This window comes from Citrobacter sp. wls717 (genome assembly GCF_005280955.1).
In the GTDB taxonomy this organism is placed as follows: Bacteria; Pseudomonadota; Gammaproteobacteria; order Enterobacterales; family Enterobacteriaceae; genus Citrobacter; species Citrobacter werkmanii.
Genome location: NZ_SZWW01000038.1, coordinates 226473 through 243242 on the forward strand (window position 1 = coordinate 226473; position 16770 = coordinate 243242).

Genomic DNA, 16770 nt, shown 5'->3' on the forward strand with positions numbered 1-16770 from the left:
TCCTGATTAGCGCGAAATCAGCACCTGAAGTCCGTCAGATGAGCCACGGTTTCGCACGTAAGATGTGAAATAAGCGCCGACAACAACTGCTGCGTCTGGATGATGTCACGACAGTCGGCAATTGATGCCGCACAGTGCCCATACCGCGTAGCTGGCCCCATAACAACCGTCGGGATCCCCGTTCCGCTGACGTGTACGGCCCCGCCGTCTGTGCCGCCATTACTGAACATATCGAGTTGTAACGGGATGCCCGCATCAGTGGCTACACTTTCAATCCATGCCGTCAGCTTTGGCGGCGCAATCAGCGATTTATCGCTCAGCACCAGCATCGGGCCTTTGCCGAGCTGTCGGTGGTTGGCCGCGCCATAATCAAAATTTTTCGCCCAGCAGGCTGTATCCAGCACGATCGCCACATCGGGCGCAACCGCACGCGCTGCCGTTTGCCCTCCGCGCAGTCCCACTTCTTCACTGGAACTGGCCACCAGCCACACCTCGCAAGGAAGGATGGCGTTATGCCATTCGCGCAGCAGCGCGATCAGCAAATAACATCCAAGTCGGTCATCAAAGGCTTTGCCCATGACGCGTTGGTGCGGCAAAACCTGAAAAGTCGTGTCAAAGGTGACGCGATCGCCTGGACATACGCCGGCCTGAAGTACTTCGTCATAAGACCGCGCGCCAATATCCACCCGCAGCGCATTCACTTCATTGCCACTGCGATCTCCGTCGAGCAGCCCCGGGATTTTGCTCTCTTCGCGGGTGGTAATCCGCACTGGCTGTAACTGTCTGGCCGCCATACGCACATTTCCCACCGGCAAGACATCGATCGCCCCTTCCCTGGAAATACTGCGCACAATAAATCCCACTTCATCCATATGCGCGCAGATCATTACCTTCGGACCGGTTGATTCATTCAGGCGGATCAACACCGATCCCAACCCATCGAAGCGCACTTCTTTCTGCAGACGATCTGCTTCTTCGAGCAAGATCTGTCGCACCTCCTGTTCTGAGGAGGCGATCGCATCAGCCTCGCTCAGCGCCTTCAGTAGCGATAAGTCCATCACGCCTCTCCCGTGTGTAACAATGTTTTCGCCATGGTGTAGAGCACCTCGCCGCCGTCTGGCGTAACCAGCACCACGTCCTCGATACGCACTCCGCCCTGCCCCGGCAGATAAATACCTGGTTCAACGGTGAGCAGCATTCCCGCCGCCAGAGGCGTCTCATCGGTAGGGGAAAAACGTGGGTTCTCATGGACTTCAATGCCGATAGCGTGTCCGGTATTGTGACCAAACGCATTACCATAGCCCGCCTGTGTAATAACTTGCCTGGCTGCGGCGTCCACCTCATTGCAACGCGCGCCAAGTCGAATTGCCGCTACCGCCGCCAGTTGCGCTTCCAGGACAACCTGATAAATCGAAAATAGCGCACTGTCTTCTGCTGGTTGCCTGGCGTCAGGTATGCGAAACGTTCGCGTCATATCCGAACAATACCCCTGATACTGTGCGCCAAAATCCAGCGTAATGAATTCACCTGCTGCAACCCGTTTATCGCTGGCTTTACCATGCGGCAGCGCGCCGCGCCAGCCGCTGGCGACAATGGTGTCAAAAGAAGCTTTGTCTGCGCCAAGCGTGCGCATAAACCACTCCAGTTCGGTGGCAATCTCGCGCTCACTCAGACCGGGTTGAATAAACCGCCGTATATGTTCAGCGCTGAGGTCGGCAATCCGACAGGCTTCACGGATACAGGCTATTTCCTGGGCCGTTTTCACCTGCCGAAGCACGTCCGGCACGGCGCTGACCAGCCGTCCATGCAGTTTGCCTGCCCAGGCCTGTGCCGTTTCCCAGCTTACCTGCTCGCCTTCGAACCCCACCGTCTGCAGCTTTTCGTCAGCAATGATGTGATTCACCCGCGAATACAACGTCTGTGTGCCATCGAGGAGATGGATCTGGTAGCCCTGGGTACGCGTAGCGACATCAGTGTAATAACGGGCATCGACCAGGATATGCGCGCTTTCATGGCTGATAAACACATACCCTGAACTGCTGGAGATCCCCATATGTGGCTGTTTATTCTGCCGCGATGACAGCAGCATCGCATCGAGATGTTGCGCCGTTAACCAGTCACGCAGCGAGGCAAGTAAGCTCATGGTTACAATCCTTTTGATCAGAGGCTTTCAATCAGCAATTTGCCTTTGCGGTACATCAGATGGCGCAGGAACACCACCATCAGCGCCGTAATCACCGCACCTAACAGGATCCCTGCCATATAGACACCGAGATTGGTCACCAGCGGCCATGCCCAGATAGCCGACTCAGGGAACCATTGCACCGCACCCAGCCAGACGGCAGCCGTCGATCCGACAATGGCGCCAACCATGTAAGAGGGAATTGCCGTGATGGGGCTTTCCAGCGCAAACGGGATAGCCCCTTCGCTGATGCCCATAAATGCGAGGAACATTGCCGTTTTTCCCTGCGGGTAGAGCTGGGCGCTGAACAGACGTTTCCCCGTTAAGCGGCGGTCAAGCAGCGTTGCCAGTCCGAGACCAATCGGCGGAATCACAATCGCAATAGAGCGCGCGGTGACCGGCAGAACGTGATCGGTGGTAAAGCTGAAGGCGACAAATCCAGCAGCTTTATTAATCGGCCCCCCGAGGTCGATGGCCGTTGCCGCGGAAATCCCCATCGCATACATCAGCGTCCCTTTCTCTCCTGCTGCGGTCAGCAGAGTACGAATTCCACCGTTGATCCAGCCGCCAAACGGCGTGATTACGTAATACATCGCCAGCATGACGAAAATGGCGGAGAGAATGGGTAGCAAGAAGGTGGTTTTGAACGCCAGCAGGAAATCAGGGAGCTGAATTTTTTGGTTCATCCACTTCACCAGATATCCGGCAACGATCGAGATAATGAGCGCGCCAATAAAGGTGGAAGGCACGGGAGCACTGGTTACCCATTGCAGCGTCGATGGGTCAAAATTCAGCATCTGGGTAGGCTGAGTAGACATCAGCCCACCGATGAACCCCGCCGGAAACGCCAGTTTGCCGCCAATCGAATTGGCAACGAACGCGGCAAACATCGGAATAGCAAAACCAAACAGCACGCCGCCAAAAGATTGCGACAGCCAGGCAAACTTCAGTAATGAGAGATTAAAACCGGTAAATTTTCCGCTGTTCAACGCATCCATGATGCCCGTGTCAGCAGGAATATCGAGCCAGCTATAAGCGATCAGTTGCGAGAAGGCGAGAATTACCCCGCCCATAATCAATGTCGGCACCATGCGTGAAATACCCGACATCACATGTTGCGGAAGTTCGCCCCAGAAGCTGTTGCGGGAGGCCGGTGGATTTTTTATTGCCGCTGTCGCACCAGATGCGCCTGGCACAACGGTTGCACTGCGTTTTTTAATGGCCATACGTAGTTCCCTGTCGATGATTATTGTTGTTCAGCGGCAACCATCTCTTCGATCTCTTTAATGATGCCGGCCGCATTTTTTATCGCGTCCTGTAGCGTAATTTCGTAGACGTCACGCGACTCGAAACGCTCGTTATCTTCCGGGGTAACGGCAACTGAATGGATGATTAACGTCGCCTCAGCGATATCCTGCGCCGTCAGTCGATTTTGAATTCCGTCAGCGCCCTGAGTTTCGATTTTCACTTCATAACCGGCTTCAACCGCCGCTTCTTCCAGCGCCTGCGCCGCCATAAAGGTGTGAGCCAGCCCCATTGGGCACGCACAGACAGCAATCAATTTTTTGCTCATATTCATTTCCTCGTAATAGTTAACGAGAGAAATTATGGTCCGAGGCAAGTAGCGACCGTTATCAGACAAATAATGCTTTTACTGGACATATAATCCAGTAATCAGGAAGTGTGACGAAGGTCGGAAAGCTGGGCGGCAGGCATAAAAAAACGCGTCAGAAGCGTAATGCTTGTCAGTTAATCATTATGGAGAACATGTGATTGCGACTCAGGGTTCCGTTCACTTCAGCTTTTCACTTTTCTGAAGCACAGGTACCCGTGAACGTGCAAGGGAGGCTCACCGCCGCCTCCCTTGCAACCCAGGCTCCCGGCGGGATTGTTAAGGGTACGGCGATAGTACCCTTAACACGTTCACGGGTACTATTATTTCAGAGAAGTGAAAAACATAAGGTGAACGTAACAAATACCGGGGGCAACAAATTCATTACCTCCGGATATGCCGCTCTTAGCTATAGTTACGACGATTGCTCGTCGTTAACTGATCGTCATTACGTCAGAAGCGCGGTTTAGTGGGAATACAGGCCGGATGATTGCTAAATACCATCCGACATTGGCCTTACAAAATATGCCCCAGCGTCTGGCGCAGATGTGCGCCAGAACCAAGCAGGCCCGGATTATCATGCACAATCAGATACACCGGAATATCCTGAACGTAGGCTTTAAAACGTCCTTTATCTTCAAACCCACCGCGGAAACCGGAAGCTTTAAAGAATTCAAGGAAGCGCGGCACGATCCCGCCAGCGATGTACACGCCGCCAAACGTGCCCAGCGTTAACGCCAGATCGCCGCCAAAGCGGCCCATGATCACACAGAACAGCGACAGCGCGCGGCGGCAGTCGATACAGGAATCTTCCAGCGCACGGGCGGTGATATCCTTCGGCTGCAGATTTTCCGGCAGGCGGCCGTCTGATTTGACGATGGCGCGATACAGGTTCACCAGTCCGGGTCCTGAGAGCACACGCTCAGCAGAAACATGACCGATTTCCGCACGCAGAACCTCAAGGATAATCCCCTCTTCTTCGCTGTTAGGCGCAAAATCCACGTGCCCGCCTTCACCCGGCAGACTTACCCAGCGTTTATCAACATGCACCAGATGCGCCACGCCGAGGCCAGTTCCCGCGCCATACACCGCAATCGGTTTGCCTTCGACAGGTTCCGCGCCGCCAAACTGGATCAAATGCTCTTTTTTCAGCATGGGGATTGCCATCGACACGGCGGTGAAATCATTAATGATTTCCAGATGGCTAAAGCCCAGATTTTTTTTCATCTCAGCAATAGAGAATGCCCAGGTATGGTTGGTCATTGCCACCCAGTCGCCGGTGATCGGACAGGCAATGGCAATGCAACCATCTTCGACGCTGACGCTATGCTCATCCAGGTACACGCGCACCACAGCCTCCAGACTGGGGTAATCCAGCCCGGAATAGGTTTTTGCCTGCGAAATCTCGCCACTGGCAATGTCGCACAGAGCAAGACGTGCGTTGGTGCCGCCAACATCACCTACTAAAGCATATTTTGTCATTCTTCCACTGCTCCGCTAAAGTCAGAATAAATCTTTGCCACACTGTAAATTCATGGGGGCATAACAACAACGGCCTGAAGGCTGATGCCCGTAGAAAATCGATCCAGATCACACAATTACTTTATCGTTTCAGCACCATTTGCAGCGATGCGGTCGCGCAGGCTGTGCAAACTATATCTATGACTCTGTTTGAAGGAATTGAAAATGCTCCATCCGCGAGCCAGAACGATGCTCTTGCTATCAACTCCCGCGATAATCATTGGCATAGCGTCCAGCCTGGTGTTGATGGTTGTGATGAAAGTCGCTTCCGTTTTACAGCAATTTTTATGGGAGCGTCTGCCGATTAGCATCGGAATTGCCCAGGACTCTCCGCTGTGGATCATCGGTATGCTCACGTTAACCGGACTGATGGTCGGGCTTGTCATCCGCTACAGCCGGGGCCACGCTGGTCCGGATCCGGCTTGTGAACCGTTAATCGGAATGCCGGTGGCCGTTTCGGCGCTGCCAGGCCTGCTGGCGGCGCTAATCCTCGGTCTGGCGGGCGGCGTCAGTTTAGGGCCGGAACATCCCATCATGACCGTGAATATCGCCCTCGCAGTGGCGCTTGGCAGCCGCCTCTTTCCGCGCATTGCTAAGCTGGACTGGACCATTCTCGCCTCTGCCGGCACCATCGGGGCGTTATTTGGTACTCCCGTGGCCGCCGCGTTGGTGTTTTCGCAAACGCTGAATAGCTCGAACGATGTTCCTTTATGGGATCGCCTGTTTGCGCCATTAATGGCCGCCGCCGCAGGTTCACTGACCACCAGCCTGTTCTTTCATCCCCATTTTTCATTGCCCATCGCGCACTATACGCAAATGCATCTGATCGATATCCTCAGCGGTGCGGTCGTTGCTGCTATCGCCATTGCCGCGGGCATGGTGGCCGTCTGGTGTCTACCGCGCTTGCATCATTTAATACATCGGCTTAAACACCCGGTACTGATCCTTGGGGTTGGTGGTTTTATTCTCGGTATTTTGGGTGTAATTGGCGGACCGCTTACCTTATTTAAGGGACTGGATGAAATGCAGCAAATGGCGTTTAGCCAGACGCTGGGGACAACGGATTATTTGCTGCTTGCCGTGATCAAACTGGCGGCATTGGTGGTCGCAGCAGCGAGCGGTTTTCGCGGCGGGCGAATTTTTCCGGCGGTCTTCGTGGGTGTCGCGCTGGGTCTGATGCTGCACGCCCATGTTGAAGCCGTTCCGGCAGCCATCACGGTCTCCTGCGCGATTCTCGGGCTGGTGCTGGTCGTTACCCGCGACGCGTGGCTGAGCCTGTTTATGGCGGCAGTCGTGGTGCCAGACACCACTTTGCTGCCGCTGCTTTGCGTCGTTATGCTCCCCGCCTGGCTTTTATTGGCCGGAAAACCAATGATGATCGCCAGCCGTCCCGAGGAGTAGCTATCCTCCGTTGCGAGATTCCAGCGCACGGGTCACCGTGCGCAATAACTCAGGAAGATCGGCTTTCGGTAGCACCACTTCAATTAATGACAACCGTTGCGGACGGGACAGCCGGGCCAGCACTTCCTCCAGTTGGACCGCCTGCTTCACTCGCCAGCATTCCGCCTGACATTCATGACTTAACGCCTGCGGCACCTGGGTCCAGTTCCATCCGGCGATGTCGTTATAACGCTGATTTGCCCCGTGAATGGCCCTCTCCACGGTATAGCCGTCATTGTTAAGCAGTAAAATCACCGGTGATTGCCCGTCCCTGAGCATGGAGCCCAGTTCCTGGATAGTGAGTTGCGCTGCACCATCGCCAATAATCAGGATCACCCGGCGGTCCGGGCAGGCCGTTTGCGCGCCAAATGCCGCCGGGAGCGCGTAGCCGATGGAACCCCACAGGGGTTGGACCAGGACTTCCGCACCGCTGGGTAGCGAGAGCGCTGCCGCACCAAATGCCGCCGTTCCCTGGTCGACGAGGATGATGTCATCCGGCGCCAGATAGTGTTGCACCGTTTGCCAGAAATTTTCCTGGGTCAGCAGCCCCTTCTCAACCTGGATACGCCCAACTGGCGGGCGTTCGGGCGGCAGTGAAAACGACATCTCCAGACACAACTCGCGTAACGTAGTGACGGCCTGTTCCATCGGAACGTTAAACCATTGGGTACCAACACGTGACGCATGGGGCTGAACGTCAATCGTGCGCTCCGGTGGTAACCGTTGCGTAAACCCAGCGGTCAGGGTGTCGACAAATTGTGTACCGACGCAAATAATCGTATCGGCATCTTCAATGGCCTGGCGCACATAGTCGCTACTGGCTCCGGCGCTGTACGTACCGACAAACGCCGGGTGACGCTCATCAAATAACCCTTTCCCCATCAACAGCGTGGCGTGAGCCATCGGCGTTTCCGCCATCCAACGCTGCAATACAGGCTGTAAGCCAAAACGCTGCGCGAGAAAGTCGGCCAGCAGCGCTACGCGCGGACTGTCCAATAGCCGCTCGCGGGCATAATAGCGAAACGCTTCCGCCACGCTGCTTTCCGGTTCGCTCAGAGGAATAATCAGGGCGTCATTCGGCGGCGTGGCGGGCTGTTTTGCCACATCAGCAGGCAACATCAAATAGCCCGGCCTGCGCTCAGTTAACATCGCCCGCAGCACGCGATCAATTTCATAGCAGGCGTTTTGTTCATCCAGCACTGCGCTGGCCGTCGTTACAGCCTGCTGCATACGGTAAAAATGCTGAAAGTCACCGTCGCCAAGGGTGTGATGCATCAGTTCCCCACGACGCTGCGCACCGCGACAGGGCGCGCCGACAATATGCAAAACGGGAACATATTCCGCATAGCTTCCCGCGATACCGTTGATCGCACTTAACTCCCCCACGCCAAACGTGGTGAGCAAAGCTCCCGCCCCTGCCACCCGGGCATAGCCATCCGCAGCATAAGCCGCATTTAATTCGTTCGCACACCCGACCCAACGTACGCTGGGATGTTCAATCACGTGGTCAAGAAACTGCAAATTATAATCGCCAGGCACACCAAAGAGGTGGCCGACGCCACAGCCTGCCAGCCTGTCCAGCAGATAATCAGCAACGGAATATTGGGTTTGCATGACAGCTATCCTTCTGACGGTAACCTCAATGTTGAGTATCGAAGAACTGTGATGACTGTCCAGGGGAGTTGCTGTGAAGGGGGTGGAAAGCAAGATGTACAGTTTTGACGATTAAAAATTCATTACAGTCTGCTTTGTGTAAACGTATACACTCAATGACACACGTTATCCAACAGGAGGCTACATGGTTTATCAGGCTGATGAAAATCGCTATCAAACAATGGAGTATCGCCGCTGCGGCCAGAGCGGTCTCAGGTTGCCGATTGTCTCTTTGGGTTTGTGGCATAATTTTGGTGATGCCACGCAGGTAGAGAACAGTCGGGCGCTGTTACAGCGCGCATTCGATCTGGGAATTACTCATTTTGACCTGGCGAATAACTATGGCCCGCCGCCGGGCTCAGCGGAGCGAAATTTTGGCCGCATTCTGCAGGAAGATTTTTTACCGTGGCGGGATGAGCTGATCATCTCCACCAAAGCGGGCTACACCATGTGGGAGGGGCCCTACGGCGACTGGGGATCGCGCAAGTACCTGATTGCCAGCCTCGATCAAAGCCTCAAACGCCTGGGGCTGGAGTATGTTGATATCTTCTATCATCACCGGCCCGATCCTGAAACGCCGCTCAGAGAAACCATGCGCGCGCTGGATCATATTGTCCGTCAGGGGAAAGCGCTGTACGTCGGGCTGTCTAACTATCCGGCTGAGCTTGCCAGGCAGGCGATTGAAATACTCGACGATTTAGGCACCCCCTGCCTTATCCACCAGCCTAAATATTCCCTGTTTGAACGTTGGGTCGAAAGTGGCCTGCTGTCGCTGTTACAGGAAAAGGGTGTTGGCAGTATCGCCTTCTCACCGCTGGCGGGTGGGCAATTAACCGACCGCTACCTGAACGGTATTCCTGCGGACTCGCGCGCGGCAAGCTCCAGCCGTTTTCTTAACCCGGACCAGTTAACGCCACAAAAACTGGAAAAGGTCCGTGCGCTGAACGCGCTCGCAGAGCGCCGGGGACAAAAACTTTCTCAAATGGCGCTCGCGTGGGTATTACGGGAAGACAAGATCACCTCCGTGCTGATAGGCGCCAGTAAACCCGCGCAAATTGAAGACGCCGTTGGCATGCTGGCAAACCGGCATTTCTCTGCCGAAGAGTGCGCCGAGATTGATGCCATTCTGAGCTGATTGAAATAAAGACACATTTATTAACAAAAAGTGCTCTCGCTCGCGATTTAAGAGTTAAGGCGATGAAACGGGGCTTTACTGCCCCGTAATATTACGTTAACAGGCCGGCTACGGCTCGATCGTGAAGGAGAGTAAACATGTTCAGGTCACTGATTCTGGCGGCAGTCTTATTGGCTTTTACCCCGCTGGCCGCGAACGCTGGCGAAATCACCCTGCTGCCATCAATAAAATTGCAAATTGGCGATCGCGATAATTACGGTAACTACTGGGATGGCGGCCGCTGGCGCGACCGGGATTACTGGCATCATAACTATGAGTGGCGCAAAAATCGTTGGTGGCGTCATGACAACGGCTATCATCGTGGCTGGGATAAACGTAAAGCTTATGAGCGCGGCTATCGCGAAGGCTGGAATGACCGTGACGACCATCGCGGTCGCGGGCGCGGTCACAAACATCATCATTAATGTAACAAAAGAGCCTGCGGGCTCTTTTGTTTTTACAAACCCAGCGCGGTTCCCACCAGTAACCAGATATTGAGCGCGACCACTAACACCACAATCATCCAGCCAATGTATTTGACCCAGGCGGTGTTAACCAAATCCCCCATCAATGTGCCGTTGCTGGTAAAGATCAGTAGCGGCACCAGCGCAAGGGCAATCCCGAAACTGAGCAACACCTGGCTCATCACCAGAATACGGGTCGGATCCAGCCCCATCAGAATCACAATAAATGATGGCATCATAGTGACGGTGCGACGTACCCATAATGGGATATGAAAGCGGATGAATCCCTGCATCACCACCTGCCCCGCCAGCGTGCCGACCACAGTAGAAGACAGTCCCGCAGCCACCAGGCTTAAACCAAACACCGTCGCCGCCGCATGGCTCAACAGCGGTTCAAGGGTCAGGTACGCTTGATCGAGATCGGCGATACCGGTATGCCCGCTAAAATGAAATGCGGCGGCAGCTGTCGCCATCATCGCCAGATTTACAAATCCGGCAATCGTCATGGCGATAGCCACATCCCATTTGGTGGCCGTATAGCGCTGTTGGCGCGTTCCGCCGTGCAGATGCTGGGTTAAGGAAGAGTGCAGATAAATGACGTGCGGCATGATGGTCGCGCCAAGTACGCCTGCGGCCAGGAACACAGCCTCCGAATTGGGCAGGCTGGGAATAATCATCCCCTTGCTAAGCTGCGCGAAGTTCGGTTGGGAAAAGATCAGTTCCACAATGTAAGCCGCAGCGACAAACAGCAGCAGGCCGCCAATGACTTTTTCCAGCGGCTTTTGCCCGCGGCGCTGCAGCATCAAAATTAAGAATGTCGCGATGCCGGTAAGCACGGCCCCCTGCAATAACGAAACGCCCAGGATCAGTTTGAAACCAATCGCAGCGCCAATAAACTCAGCAAGGTCGGTCGCCATGGCGATAATTTCAGCCTGCACCCAGTAAAACCACACCACCGGGCGAGGATAGTGATCGCGAATTTGCTCTGCCAGGTTTTTACCGGTGGCAATACCCAGTTTTGCCGACAGCACCTGAATCAGCATCGCCATCAGGTTTGCCCAGACCACCACCCACAGCAATTTATAACCAAAGCTGGCCCCTGCCTGGATATTGGTGGCAAAGTTACCTGGATCGATATAACCGATCGCCGCGATGAACGCAGGTCCCATTAATGCGAGCTTCAACTTGCGCGCTGCCCGTCCACTGCTACTCTCAACGCGATCGTTCGTCATTTTAGTGCCCCAGAAACATAGCCTTTGCTATGTTTCAAGCTACGCCCATTGAGAATGATTATCAAATTCATTTTAATGGGTGAAGTTGATTTCTCTGATAGCGATTGTCTATGGATCGATAAAGATTCTGGAAATACCGGTGAGATGTTTAATTATTGTTATTAGATTAGCACAATGACATAACTTTTCACTTCCCTACTCAACATAACAGAAGTGTATCGCCGATCACTAATTTTGAATCTCGTCACAGGTCCTTATTATAGTGTGTGTTTGATCTCGTTTTCTTTATGGTTGTTACATAGAATGTGCACGAAAACTAAACCTGCCTCATATTTGGAGCAAATATGGACCGCGTTCTTCATTTTGTCCTGGCCCTTGCCGTGGTTGCGGTACTCGCACTGCTGGTAAGCAGTGACCGTAAAAAAATCCGCATTCGTTATGTTATTCAACTGCTTGTTATTGAAGTGTTACTGGCATGGTTCTTCCTGAACTCTGATGTCGGTCTGGGCTTCGTGAGAGGCTTCTCCGAGATGTTTGAGAAACTGCTCGGATTCGCTAATGAAGGGACAAACTTTGTCTTCGGCAGCATGAACGACAAAGGCCTGGCATTCTTCTTCCTGAAAGTGCTTTGCCCGATCGTCTTCATTTCCGCGCTGATTGGTATTTTGCAGCATATCCGCGTTCTGCCAATTGTCATCCGCGCGATTGGTTTCCTGTTATCTAAAGTCAACGGTATGGGTAAGCTGGAATCCTTTAACGCCGTCAGCTCCCTGATCCTGGGTCAGTCCGAGAACTTTATCGCCTATAAAGATATTCTCGGCAAAATGTCCCGCAACCGTATGTACACCATGGCTGCAACAGCGATGTCGACGGTTTCCATGTCTATCGTCGGCGCGTATATGACCATGCTGGAGCCGAAATACGTGGTTGCTGCGCTGGTTCTGAACATGTTCAGCACCTTTATCGTCTTGTCGCTGATCAACCCCTACACCGTTGATGCCAGCGAAGAAAACATTCAGATGTCTAACCTGCACGAAGGCCAGAGCTTCTTCGAAATGCTGGGTGAATACATCCTGGCAGGTTTCAAAGTGGCAATTATCGTTGCAGCCATGCTGATTGGTTTCATCGCGCTGATCGCCGCCCTGAACGCCCTGTTCGCTACCGTGACCGGTTGGTTTGGCTACAGCATCTCCTTCCAGGGCATCCTGGGCTACATCTTCTACCCGGTTGCATGGGTAATGGGTGTACCGTCCAGCGAAGCGTTGCAGGTGGGCAGTATCATGGCAACCAAACTGGTTTCTAACGAATTCGTCGCGATGATGGATCTGCAGAAAATCGCCTCTACGCTCTCTCCACGCGCTGAAGGCATCATCTCTGTGTTCCTGGTCTCCTTCGCTAACTTCTCTTCCATCGGGATTATCGCCGGCGCGATTAAAGGCCTGAACGAAGAACAAGGTAACGTGGTTTCCCGCTTTGGTCTGAAGCTGGTGTACGGCTCTACGCTGGTGAGCGTACTGTCTGCATCCATCGCAGCACTGGTGCTGTAAGCCTAAGACAACATTGTCGTGTTAAGACCGGGGAGGTTTTTCTCCCCGGTTTTTTTATGCGTGTTATTCAGTAAACCAAAGAAATATAAGGTGAGAACTGGCAGGATGTAAAAACAAAAAACCCCCGCTTTTCAGCGAGGGTTTAAATTTTGGTGGAGCTAAGCGGGATCGAACCGCTGACCTCTTGCATGCCATGCAAGCGCTCTCCCAGCTGAGCTATAGCCCCACGATGCTTTTACGTACATACCAAATTTATTGGGATTAAATTTGGTGGAGCTAAGCGGGATCGAACCGCTGACCTCTTGCATGCCATGCAAGCGCTCTCCCAGCTGAGCTATAGCCCCGTCACGTAAAGCTTGTCGAGTTGACGGGCGGCATCATATGAATTCCCTTCGCGTGTGTCAACGGCAAAATTAACTCATAGAATTCAATCGCTGAAAAAGCAGTCAAATGAAGAACATTGCGTAACAACTCGCATTCAGTAGTTAAACGCGTCACGGTTTCTACTAAAATGGTGCTATAAAATGAGCCACTAATTAACCCCACGACTACTCAGGGAATCGTTATGTTCAAGGAACGGATGACGCCAGAAGAGCTTGCTAATCTGACCGGATACAGCCGACAGACCATCAATAAATGGGTGCGCAAGGAAGGTTGGGCTACATCACCAAAACCAGGCGTTCAGGGCGGTAAAGCCCGTCTGGTTCACGTCACCGAACAAGTTCGTGAATACATTCGCAGCGCTGAACGTTCAGCCGAAGGTTTATCAGATAACTTATCGTTATCCGGTGATACTTCGATTGAGGCGCTGCTGATTAGACTCGCCAAAGAGATGACGCCATCAGAACAGAAAATGTTTACGTCATTGATCCTGCGTGAAGGCATTACGGGTTTATTACAACGCTTAGGGATCCGCGAAAACAAATAATATGAAAAAATTACGCAGCAAAATGACGACCGAAGAGCTGGCGGAATGTCTCGGGGTAGCCAAACAAACCGTCAATCGTTGGATCAGAGAGCAAAACTGGACCACCGAAAAATTTCCCGGCGTTAAAGGTGGTCGTGCAAGACTTATTCATATTGACTCCGGTGTCCGCACGTTTCTGCTCAACGTTCCCGCTTTTCGCAAAGCTCCTGAGTTTTATCAGGCTGAAGAACCGCTGGCAGAATACACCCATGTAGTACGCAGCCATGCCTGTCGCCAGATAATCAGCGCACTGGACAATATGTCGCCAACGGAACAAGAAAAGCTGGCGATGTATATCTCGCGCGAAGGGATTCGTAATTTCCTTATTCGTCTGGGCATTGATGAGTCTGAATAACAGGTAAAAAAAACGGCAGGAGCGCATCCTGCCGTTGTGTCATCAATCAGCCAGAATTACTGCTGACTTTCACGCTCTGCAATAAACGCCAGTGCTTTGTTAATACGCTCAACGCTGCGGGATTTGCCAATCGCATGCACCGTGACGTCTAACGCCGGGGACTGACCCGCGCCGGTTACCGCGACGCGCAGCGGCATCCCAACTTTACCCATACCCACTTCCAGCTCATCAGCGGTTGCCTGAATCGCGTGGTGGACGTTTTCTGCCGTCCATTCGGTAATGGCGGCCAGTTTGTCGCGAACCACTTCCAGCGGCTGACGCGCAACCGGACGCAGGTGTTTCTTCGCCGCGTCAGCGTCGAACTCAGCAAAGTCTTCATAGAAGTAGCGACAGCTCTGCGCCATTTCTTTCAGCGTCTTGCAACGCTCGCCCAGCAGTTTCACCAGCTCAGACAGTTGAGGCCCAACGCGAGTATCGATATTTTCCTGCTCAATGTGCCACTGCAGATGCGTTGCCACATATTCCGGTGCCAGCGCATTAATGTAGTGATGGTTCAGCCACTGCAATTTTTCAGTGTTGAACGCGCTCGCAGACTTGCTCACCGCACCGAGGGAGAACAGTTTAATCATCTCTTCACGGGTGAAGATTTCCTGATCGCCGCTGGACCAGCCCAGGCGCACCAGATAGTTCAGCAGCGCTTCCGGCAGATAGCCGTCATCGCGGTATTGCATCACGCTGACCGCACCGTGACGTTTAGAGAGTTTTTTACCGTCGTCGCCGTTGATCATCGACACGTGCGCGTAAACCGGCACCGGCGCATTCAGCGCTTTCAGGATATTGATCTGACGCGGGGTGTTGTTGATATGGTCTTCGCCACGAATAACGTGAGTGATTTCCATATCCCAGTCATCGACAACCACGCAGAAGTTGTAGGTTGGGGAGCCGTCGGTACGGCGGATGATCAGATCGTCCAGCTCCTGGTTGCTGAATTCGATCGGCCCACGGATCTGATCGTCAAAAATAACGGAACCGTCCTGCGGGTTGGCAAAACGCACCACGCACGGTTCATCGGCGGCATGGTGCTCATGACCGTGGCGGCAGCGGCCGTCGTAACGCGGCTTCTCACCGTTCGCCATCTGCTCTTCGCGCAGCGCATCCAGACGCTCTTTGGAGCAGTAGCACTTATATGCGGTGCCTGCTTCCAGCATTTCATCAATAACAGCGTTGTAGCGATCAAAACGTTTGGTCTGGAAGTACGGGCCTTCATCCCATTCCAGATTCAGCCAGTTCATACCATCCATAATGGCTTCAATAGCTTCCGGCGTGGAGCGTTCGAGATCGGTGTCTTCAATACGCAGCACAAACTCACCGCCATGGTTACGTGCAAAAAGCCAGGAATAAAGAGCAGTACGCGCACCGCCGACGTGCAGGTAACCTGTCGGGCTTGGCGCGAAGCGAGTTTTGATTTTCATGAAATGGCCTTACGTTTATAAAGATGCCGACAACCGGCAAATCCAGGGAAGATTATCAGGCTCGTATTCTATCACTGTGGTCTGATTCCTCAATGTTGATCGGGTTGGAACATCACGCTTTGCCATTTTCGTATACAAATCATGCTGAATGGATTGTTTTGCGATCGTTTTGTTTAAATTTACGACGAACGAACAATTTCTTTTGAAAATGCGTTGACTCATTTTCAACTCTCCCTATAATGCGACTCCACACAGCGGGGGTGATTAGCTCAGCTGGGAGAGCACCTCCCTTACAAGGAGGGGGTCGGCGGTTCGATCCCGTCATCACCCACCACTTTCTCGCCAGCTGGATTTCTTGTTAAAATATGAAGTACCGAAGTGGGTGATTAGCTCAGCTGGGAGAGCACCTCCCTTACAAGGAGGGGGTCGGCGGTTCGATCCCGTCATCACCCACCACTTTCTCGCCAGCTGGATTTCTTGTTAAAATATGAAGTACCGAAGTGGGTGATTAGCTCAGCTGGGAGAGCACCTCCCTTACAAGGAGGGGGTCGGCGGTTCGAACCCGTCATCACCCACCAACTACTTTATGTAGTCTCCGCCGTGTAAAACAAGAAATTGAGAAGTGGGTGATTAGCTCAGCTGGGAGAGCACCTCCCTTACAAGGAGGGGGTCGGCGGTTCGAACCCGTCATCACCCACCAACTACTTTATGTAGTCTCCGCCGTGTAAAACAAGAAATTGAGAAGTGGGTGATTAGCTCAGCTGGGAGAGCACCTCCCTTACAAGGAGGGGGTCGGCGGTTCGATCCCGTCATCACCCACCACTTCGGGTCGTTAGCTCAGTTGGTAGAGCAGTTGACTTTTAATCAATTGGTCGCAGGTTCGAATCCTGCACGACCCACCAATGTAAAAAGGCGCCCTAAAGGCGCCTTTTTGCTATGCGCAAAATTCAACGATTCGAACCTGCAGCAGGTTCGGGTCGAACATAGTGAGACAACGGAGCCGTTTACGGCGACGGCCCGAAGGGCGAGCGAAGCGAGTCATCCTGCACGACCCACCAATGTAAAAAGGGCGCTGGCGGCGCCTTTTTGCTATCTGCGATATGGAAGTTTCGAATCTGCTTACCTGATGCGCTGCGCTTATCAGGCCTACA

Annotated in this window: 14 protein-coding genes, 8 tRNA genes and 1 other RNA gene; 13 read left to right on the forward strand and 10 right to left on the reverse strand. The window is 53.2% G+C overall.

Annotated features, from left to right (window positions below):
• Positions 1 to 17 precede the first annotated feature (17 nt).
• From ypdE to glk, 5 genes are all read right to left on the reverse strand, one after another.
• Positions 18 to 1058: an aminopeptidase gene (ypdE, locus tag FDX09_RS19320; RefSeq protein ID WP_137347726.1), complete on the reverse strand. Its 1041-nt coding sequence runs from the start codon at positions 1056 to 1058 to the stop codon at positions 18 to 20.
• Positions 1058 to 2143, reverse strand: a complete 1086-nt coding sequence (ypdF, locus tag FDX09_RS19325) for an aminopeptidase (protein ID WP_137347727.1) — start codon at positions 2141 to 2143, stop codon at positions 1058 to 1060. The genes ypdE and ypdF overlap by 1 nt, the downstream gene beginning before the upstream one ends.
• A 17-nt stretch (positions 2144 to 2160) precedes the next feature.
• Entirely contained in the window at positions 2161 to 3408 is a 1248-nt protein-coding gene (locus tag FDX09_RS19330) for a PTS fructose transporter subunit IIC (protein WP_038642433.1), read from the reverse strand.
• Between the two features lie 20 nt (positions 3409 to 3428).
• Positions 3429 to 3755: a fructose PTS transporter subunit IIB gene (locus tag FDX09_RS19335; protein ID WP_003028254.1), complete on the reverse strand. Its 327-nt coding sequence runs from the start codon at positions 3753 to 3755 to the stop codon at positions 3429 to 3431.
• A gap of 555 nt (positions 3756 to 4310) precedes the next feature.
• Entirely contained in the window at positions 4311 to 5276 is a 966-nt protein-coding gene (gene glk / locus FDX09_RS19345; protein ID WP_038642435.1) for a glucokinase, read from the reverse strand.
• Between the two features lie 204 nt (positions 5277 to 5480).
• On the opposite strand from glk, the gene FDX09_RS19350 reads away from it, so the two are divergent.
• Positions 5481 to 6716 (forward strand): ion channel protein, encoded by a 1236-nt coding sequence (locus tag FDX09_RS19350; RefSeq protein WP_137347728.1) that lies wholly within the window; start codon positions 5481 to 5483, stop codon positions 6714 to 6716.
• Here FDX09_RS19350 and FDX09_RS19355 read toward each other — a convergent pair whose 3' ends face one another.
• The gene (locus tag FDX09_RS19355) at positions 6717 to 8369 is read right to left on the reverse strand and encodes a thiamine pyrophosphate-binding protein (protein WP_137347729.1); all 1653 of its coding nucleotides are present in this window, start codon (positions 8367 to 8369) and stop codon (positions 6717 to 6719) included.
• A 184-nt stretch (positions 8370 to 8553) separates the two neighbouring features.
• Between FDX09_RS19355 and mgrA the strand changes: the two genes are divergently transcribed.
• Both mgrA and ypeC read left to right on the forward strand, forming a co-directional pair.
• Positions 8554 to 9543 (forward strand): L-glyceraldehyde 3-phosphate reductase, encoded by a 990-nt coding sequence (gene mgrA / locus FDX09_RS19360; RefSeq protein ID WP_069324508.1) that lies wholly within the window; start codon positions 8554 to 8556, stop codon positions 9541 to 9543.
• 137 nt (positions 9544 to 9680) lie between these two features.
• Complete coding sequence (gene ypeC / locus FDX09_RS19365; protein ID WP_003834889.1) at positions 9681 to 10007, forward strand: DUF2502 domain-containing protein YpeC; 327 nt, start codon at positions 9681 to 9683, stop codon at positions 10005 to 10007.
• Between the two features lie 32 nt (positions 10008 to 10039).
• Here ypeC and FDX09_RS19370 read toward each other — a convergent pair whose 3' ends face one another.
• Positions 10040 to 11278 (reverse strand): Nramp family divalent metal transporter, encoded by a 1239-nt coding sequence (locus FDX09_RS19370; RefSeq protein ID WP_038642443.1) that lies wholly within the window; start codon positions 11276 to 11278, stop codon positions 10040 to 10042.
• 344 nt (positions 11279 to 11622) lie between these two features.
• Here FDX09_RS19370 and nupC point away from each other — a divergent pair, with 344 nt between their 5' ends.
• On the forward strand, positions 11623 to 12825 hold the full coding sequence (nupC, locus tag FDX09_RS19375; RefSeq protein ID WP_038642445.1) for a nucleoside permease NupC: 1203 nt from the start codon (positions 11623 to 11625) through the stop codon (positions 12823 to 12825).
• 150 nt (positions 12826 to 12975) lie between these two features.
• On the opposite strand, the gene FDX09_RS19380 is transcribed toward nupC, so the two are convergent.
• Positions 12976 to 13051, reverse strand: a tRNA-Ala gene (locus FDX09_RS19380).
• 42 nt (positions 13052 to 13093) lie between these two features.
• A tRNA-Ala gene (locus FDX09_RS19385) sits at positions 13094 to 13169 on the reverse strand.
• Positions 13170 to 13390: 221 nt separating this feature from the next.
• Between FDX09_RS19385 and FDX09_RS19390 the strand changes: the two genes are divergently transcribed.
• Together FDX09_RS19390 and FDX09_RS19395 are read left to right on the forward strand one after the other, a co-directional pair.
• Entirely contained in the window at positions 13391 to 13753 is a 363-nt protein-coding gene (locus FDX09_RS19390) for a YfeC-like transcriptional regulator (RefSeq protein WP_006683575.1), read from the forward strand.
• Between the two features lies 1 nt (position 13754).
• Positions 13755 to 14147, forward strand: a complete 393-nt coding sequence (locus FDX09_RS19395; protein ID WP_038642449.1) for a YfeC-like transcriptional regulator — start codon at positions 13755 to 13757, stop codon at positions 14145 to 14147.
• Between the two features lie 56 nt (positions 14148 to 14203).
• On the opposite strand, the gene gltX is transcribed toward FDX09_RS19395, so the two are convergent.
• Complete coding sequence (gltX, locus tag FDX09_RS19400; RefSeq protein WP_038642458.1) at positions 14204 to 15619, reverse strand: glutamate--tRNA ligase; 1416 nt, start codon at positions 15617 to 15619, stop codon at positions 14204 to 14206.
• 258 nt (positions 15620 to 15877) lie between these two features.
• Between gltX and FDX09_RS19405 the strand changes: the two genes are divergently transcribed.
• The 7 genes from FDX09_RS19405 to FDX09_RS19435 all read left to right on the forward strand — a co-directional run bounded on the left by FDX09_RS19405 (position 15878) and on the right by FDX09_RS19435 (position 16677).
• Positions 15878 to 15953, forward strand: a tRNA-Val gene (locus tag FDX09_RS19405).
• Between the two features lie 46 nt (positions 15954 to 15999).
• Positions 16000 to 16075 (forward strand) — tRNA-Val (locus FDX09_RS19410).
• Between the two features lie 46 nt (positions 16076 to 16121).
• Positions 16122 to 16197, forward strand: a tRNA-Val gene (locus tag FDX09_RS19415).
• Between the two features lie 46 nt (positions 16198 to 16243).
• Positions 16244 to 16319 (forward strand) — tRNA-Val (locus tag FDX09_RS19420).
• Between the two features lie 46 nt (positions 16320 to 16365).
• Positions 16366 to 16441, forward strand: a tRNA-Val gene (locus FDX09_RS19425).
• Between the two features lie 4 nt (positions 16442 to 16445).
• A tRNA-Lys gene (locus tag FDX09_RS19430) sits at positions 16446 to 16521 on the forward strand.
• Positions 16522 to 16543: 22 nt separating this feature from the next.
• Positions 16544 to 16677: non-coding RNA, RtT sRNA (locus FDX09_RS19435), on the forward strand.
• The last annotated feature ends 93 nt before the right edge of the window (positions 16678 to 16770 follow it).

Coding starts and splice junctions, on each gene's coding strand:
- mgrA (WP_069324508.1), top strand. CDS start 8,554: ATGGTTTATCAGGCTGATGAAAATCGCTATCAAACAATGGAGTATCGC.
- gltX (WP_038642458.1), bottom strand. CDS start 15,619: ATGAAAATCAAAACTCGCTTCGCGCCAAGCCCGACAGGTTACCTGCAC.
- FDX09_RS19370 (WP_038642443.1), bottom strand. CDS start 11,278: ATGACGAACGATCGCGTTGAGAGTAGCAGTGGACGGGCAGCGCGCAAG.
- glk (WP_038642435.1), bottom strand. CDS start 5,276: ATGACAAAATATGCTTTAGTAGGTGATGTTGGCGGCACCAACGCACGT.
- FDX09_RS19355 (WP_137347729.1), bottom strand. CDS start 8,369: ATGCAAACCCAATATTCCGTTGCTGATTATCTGCTGGACAGGCTGGCA.
- FDX09_RS19390 (WP_006683575.1), top strand. CDS start 13,391: ATGTTCAAGGAACGGATGACGCCAGAAGAGCTTGCTAATCTGACCGGA.
- FDX09_RS19335 (WP_003028254.1), bottom strand. CDS start 3,755: ATGAGCAAAAAATTGATTGCTGTCTGTGCGTGCCCAATGGGGCTGGCT.
- FDX09_RS19350 (WP_137347728.1), top strand. CDS start 5,481: ATGCTCCATCCGCGAGCCAGAACGATGCTCTTGCTATCAACTCCCGCG.
- FDX09_RS19330 (WP_038642433.1), bottom strand. CDS start 3,408: ATGGCCATTAAAAAACGCAGTGCAACCGTTGTGCCAGGCGCATCTGGT.
- ypeC (WP_003834889.1), top strand. CDS start 9,681: ATGTTCAGGTCACTGATTCTGGCGGCAGTCTTATTGGCTTTTACCCCG.
- ypdE (WP_137347726.1), bottom strand. CDS start 1,058: ATGGACTTATCGCTACTGAAGGCGCTGAGCGAGGCTGATGCGATCGCC.
- ypdF (WP_137347727.1), bottom strand. CDS start 2,143: ATGAGCTTACTTGCCTCGCTGCGTGACTGGTTAACGGCGCAACATCTC.
- nupC (WP_038642445.1), top strand. CDS start 11,623: ATGGACCGCGTTCTTCATTTTGTCCTGGCCCTTGCCGTGGTTGCGGTA.
- FDX09_RS19395 (WP_038642449.1), top strand. CDS start 13,755: ATGAAAAAATTACGCAGCAAAATGACGACCGAAGAGCTGGCGGAATGT.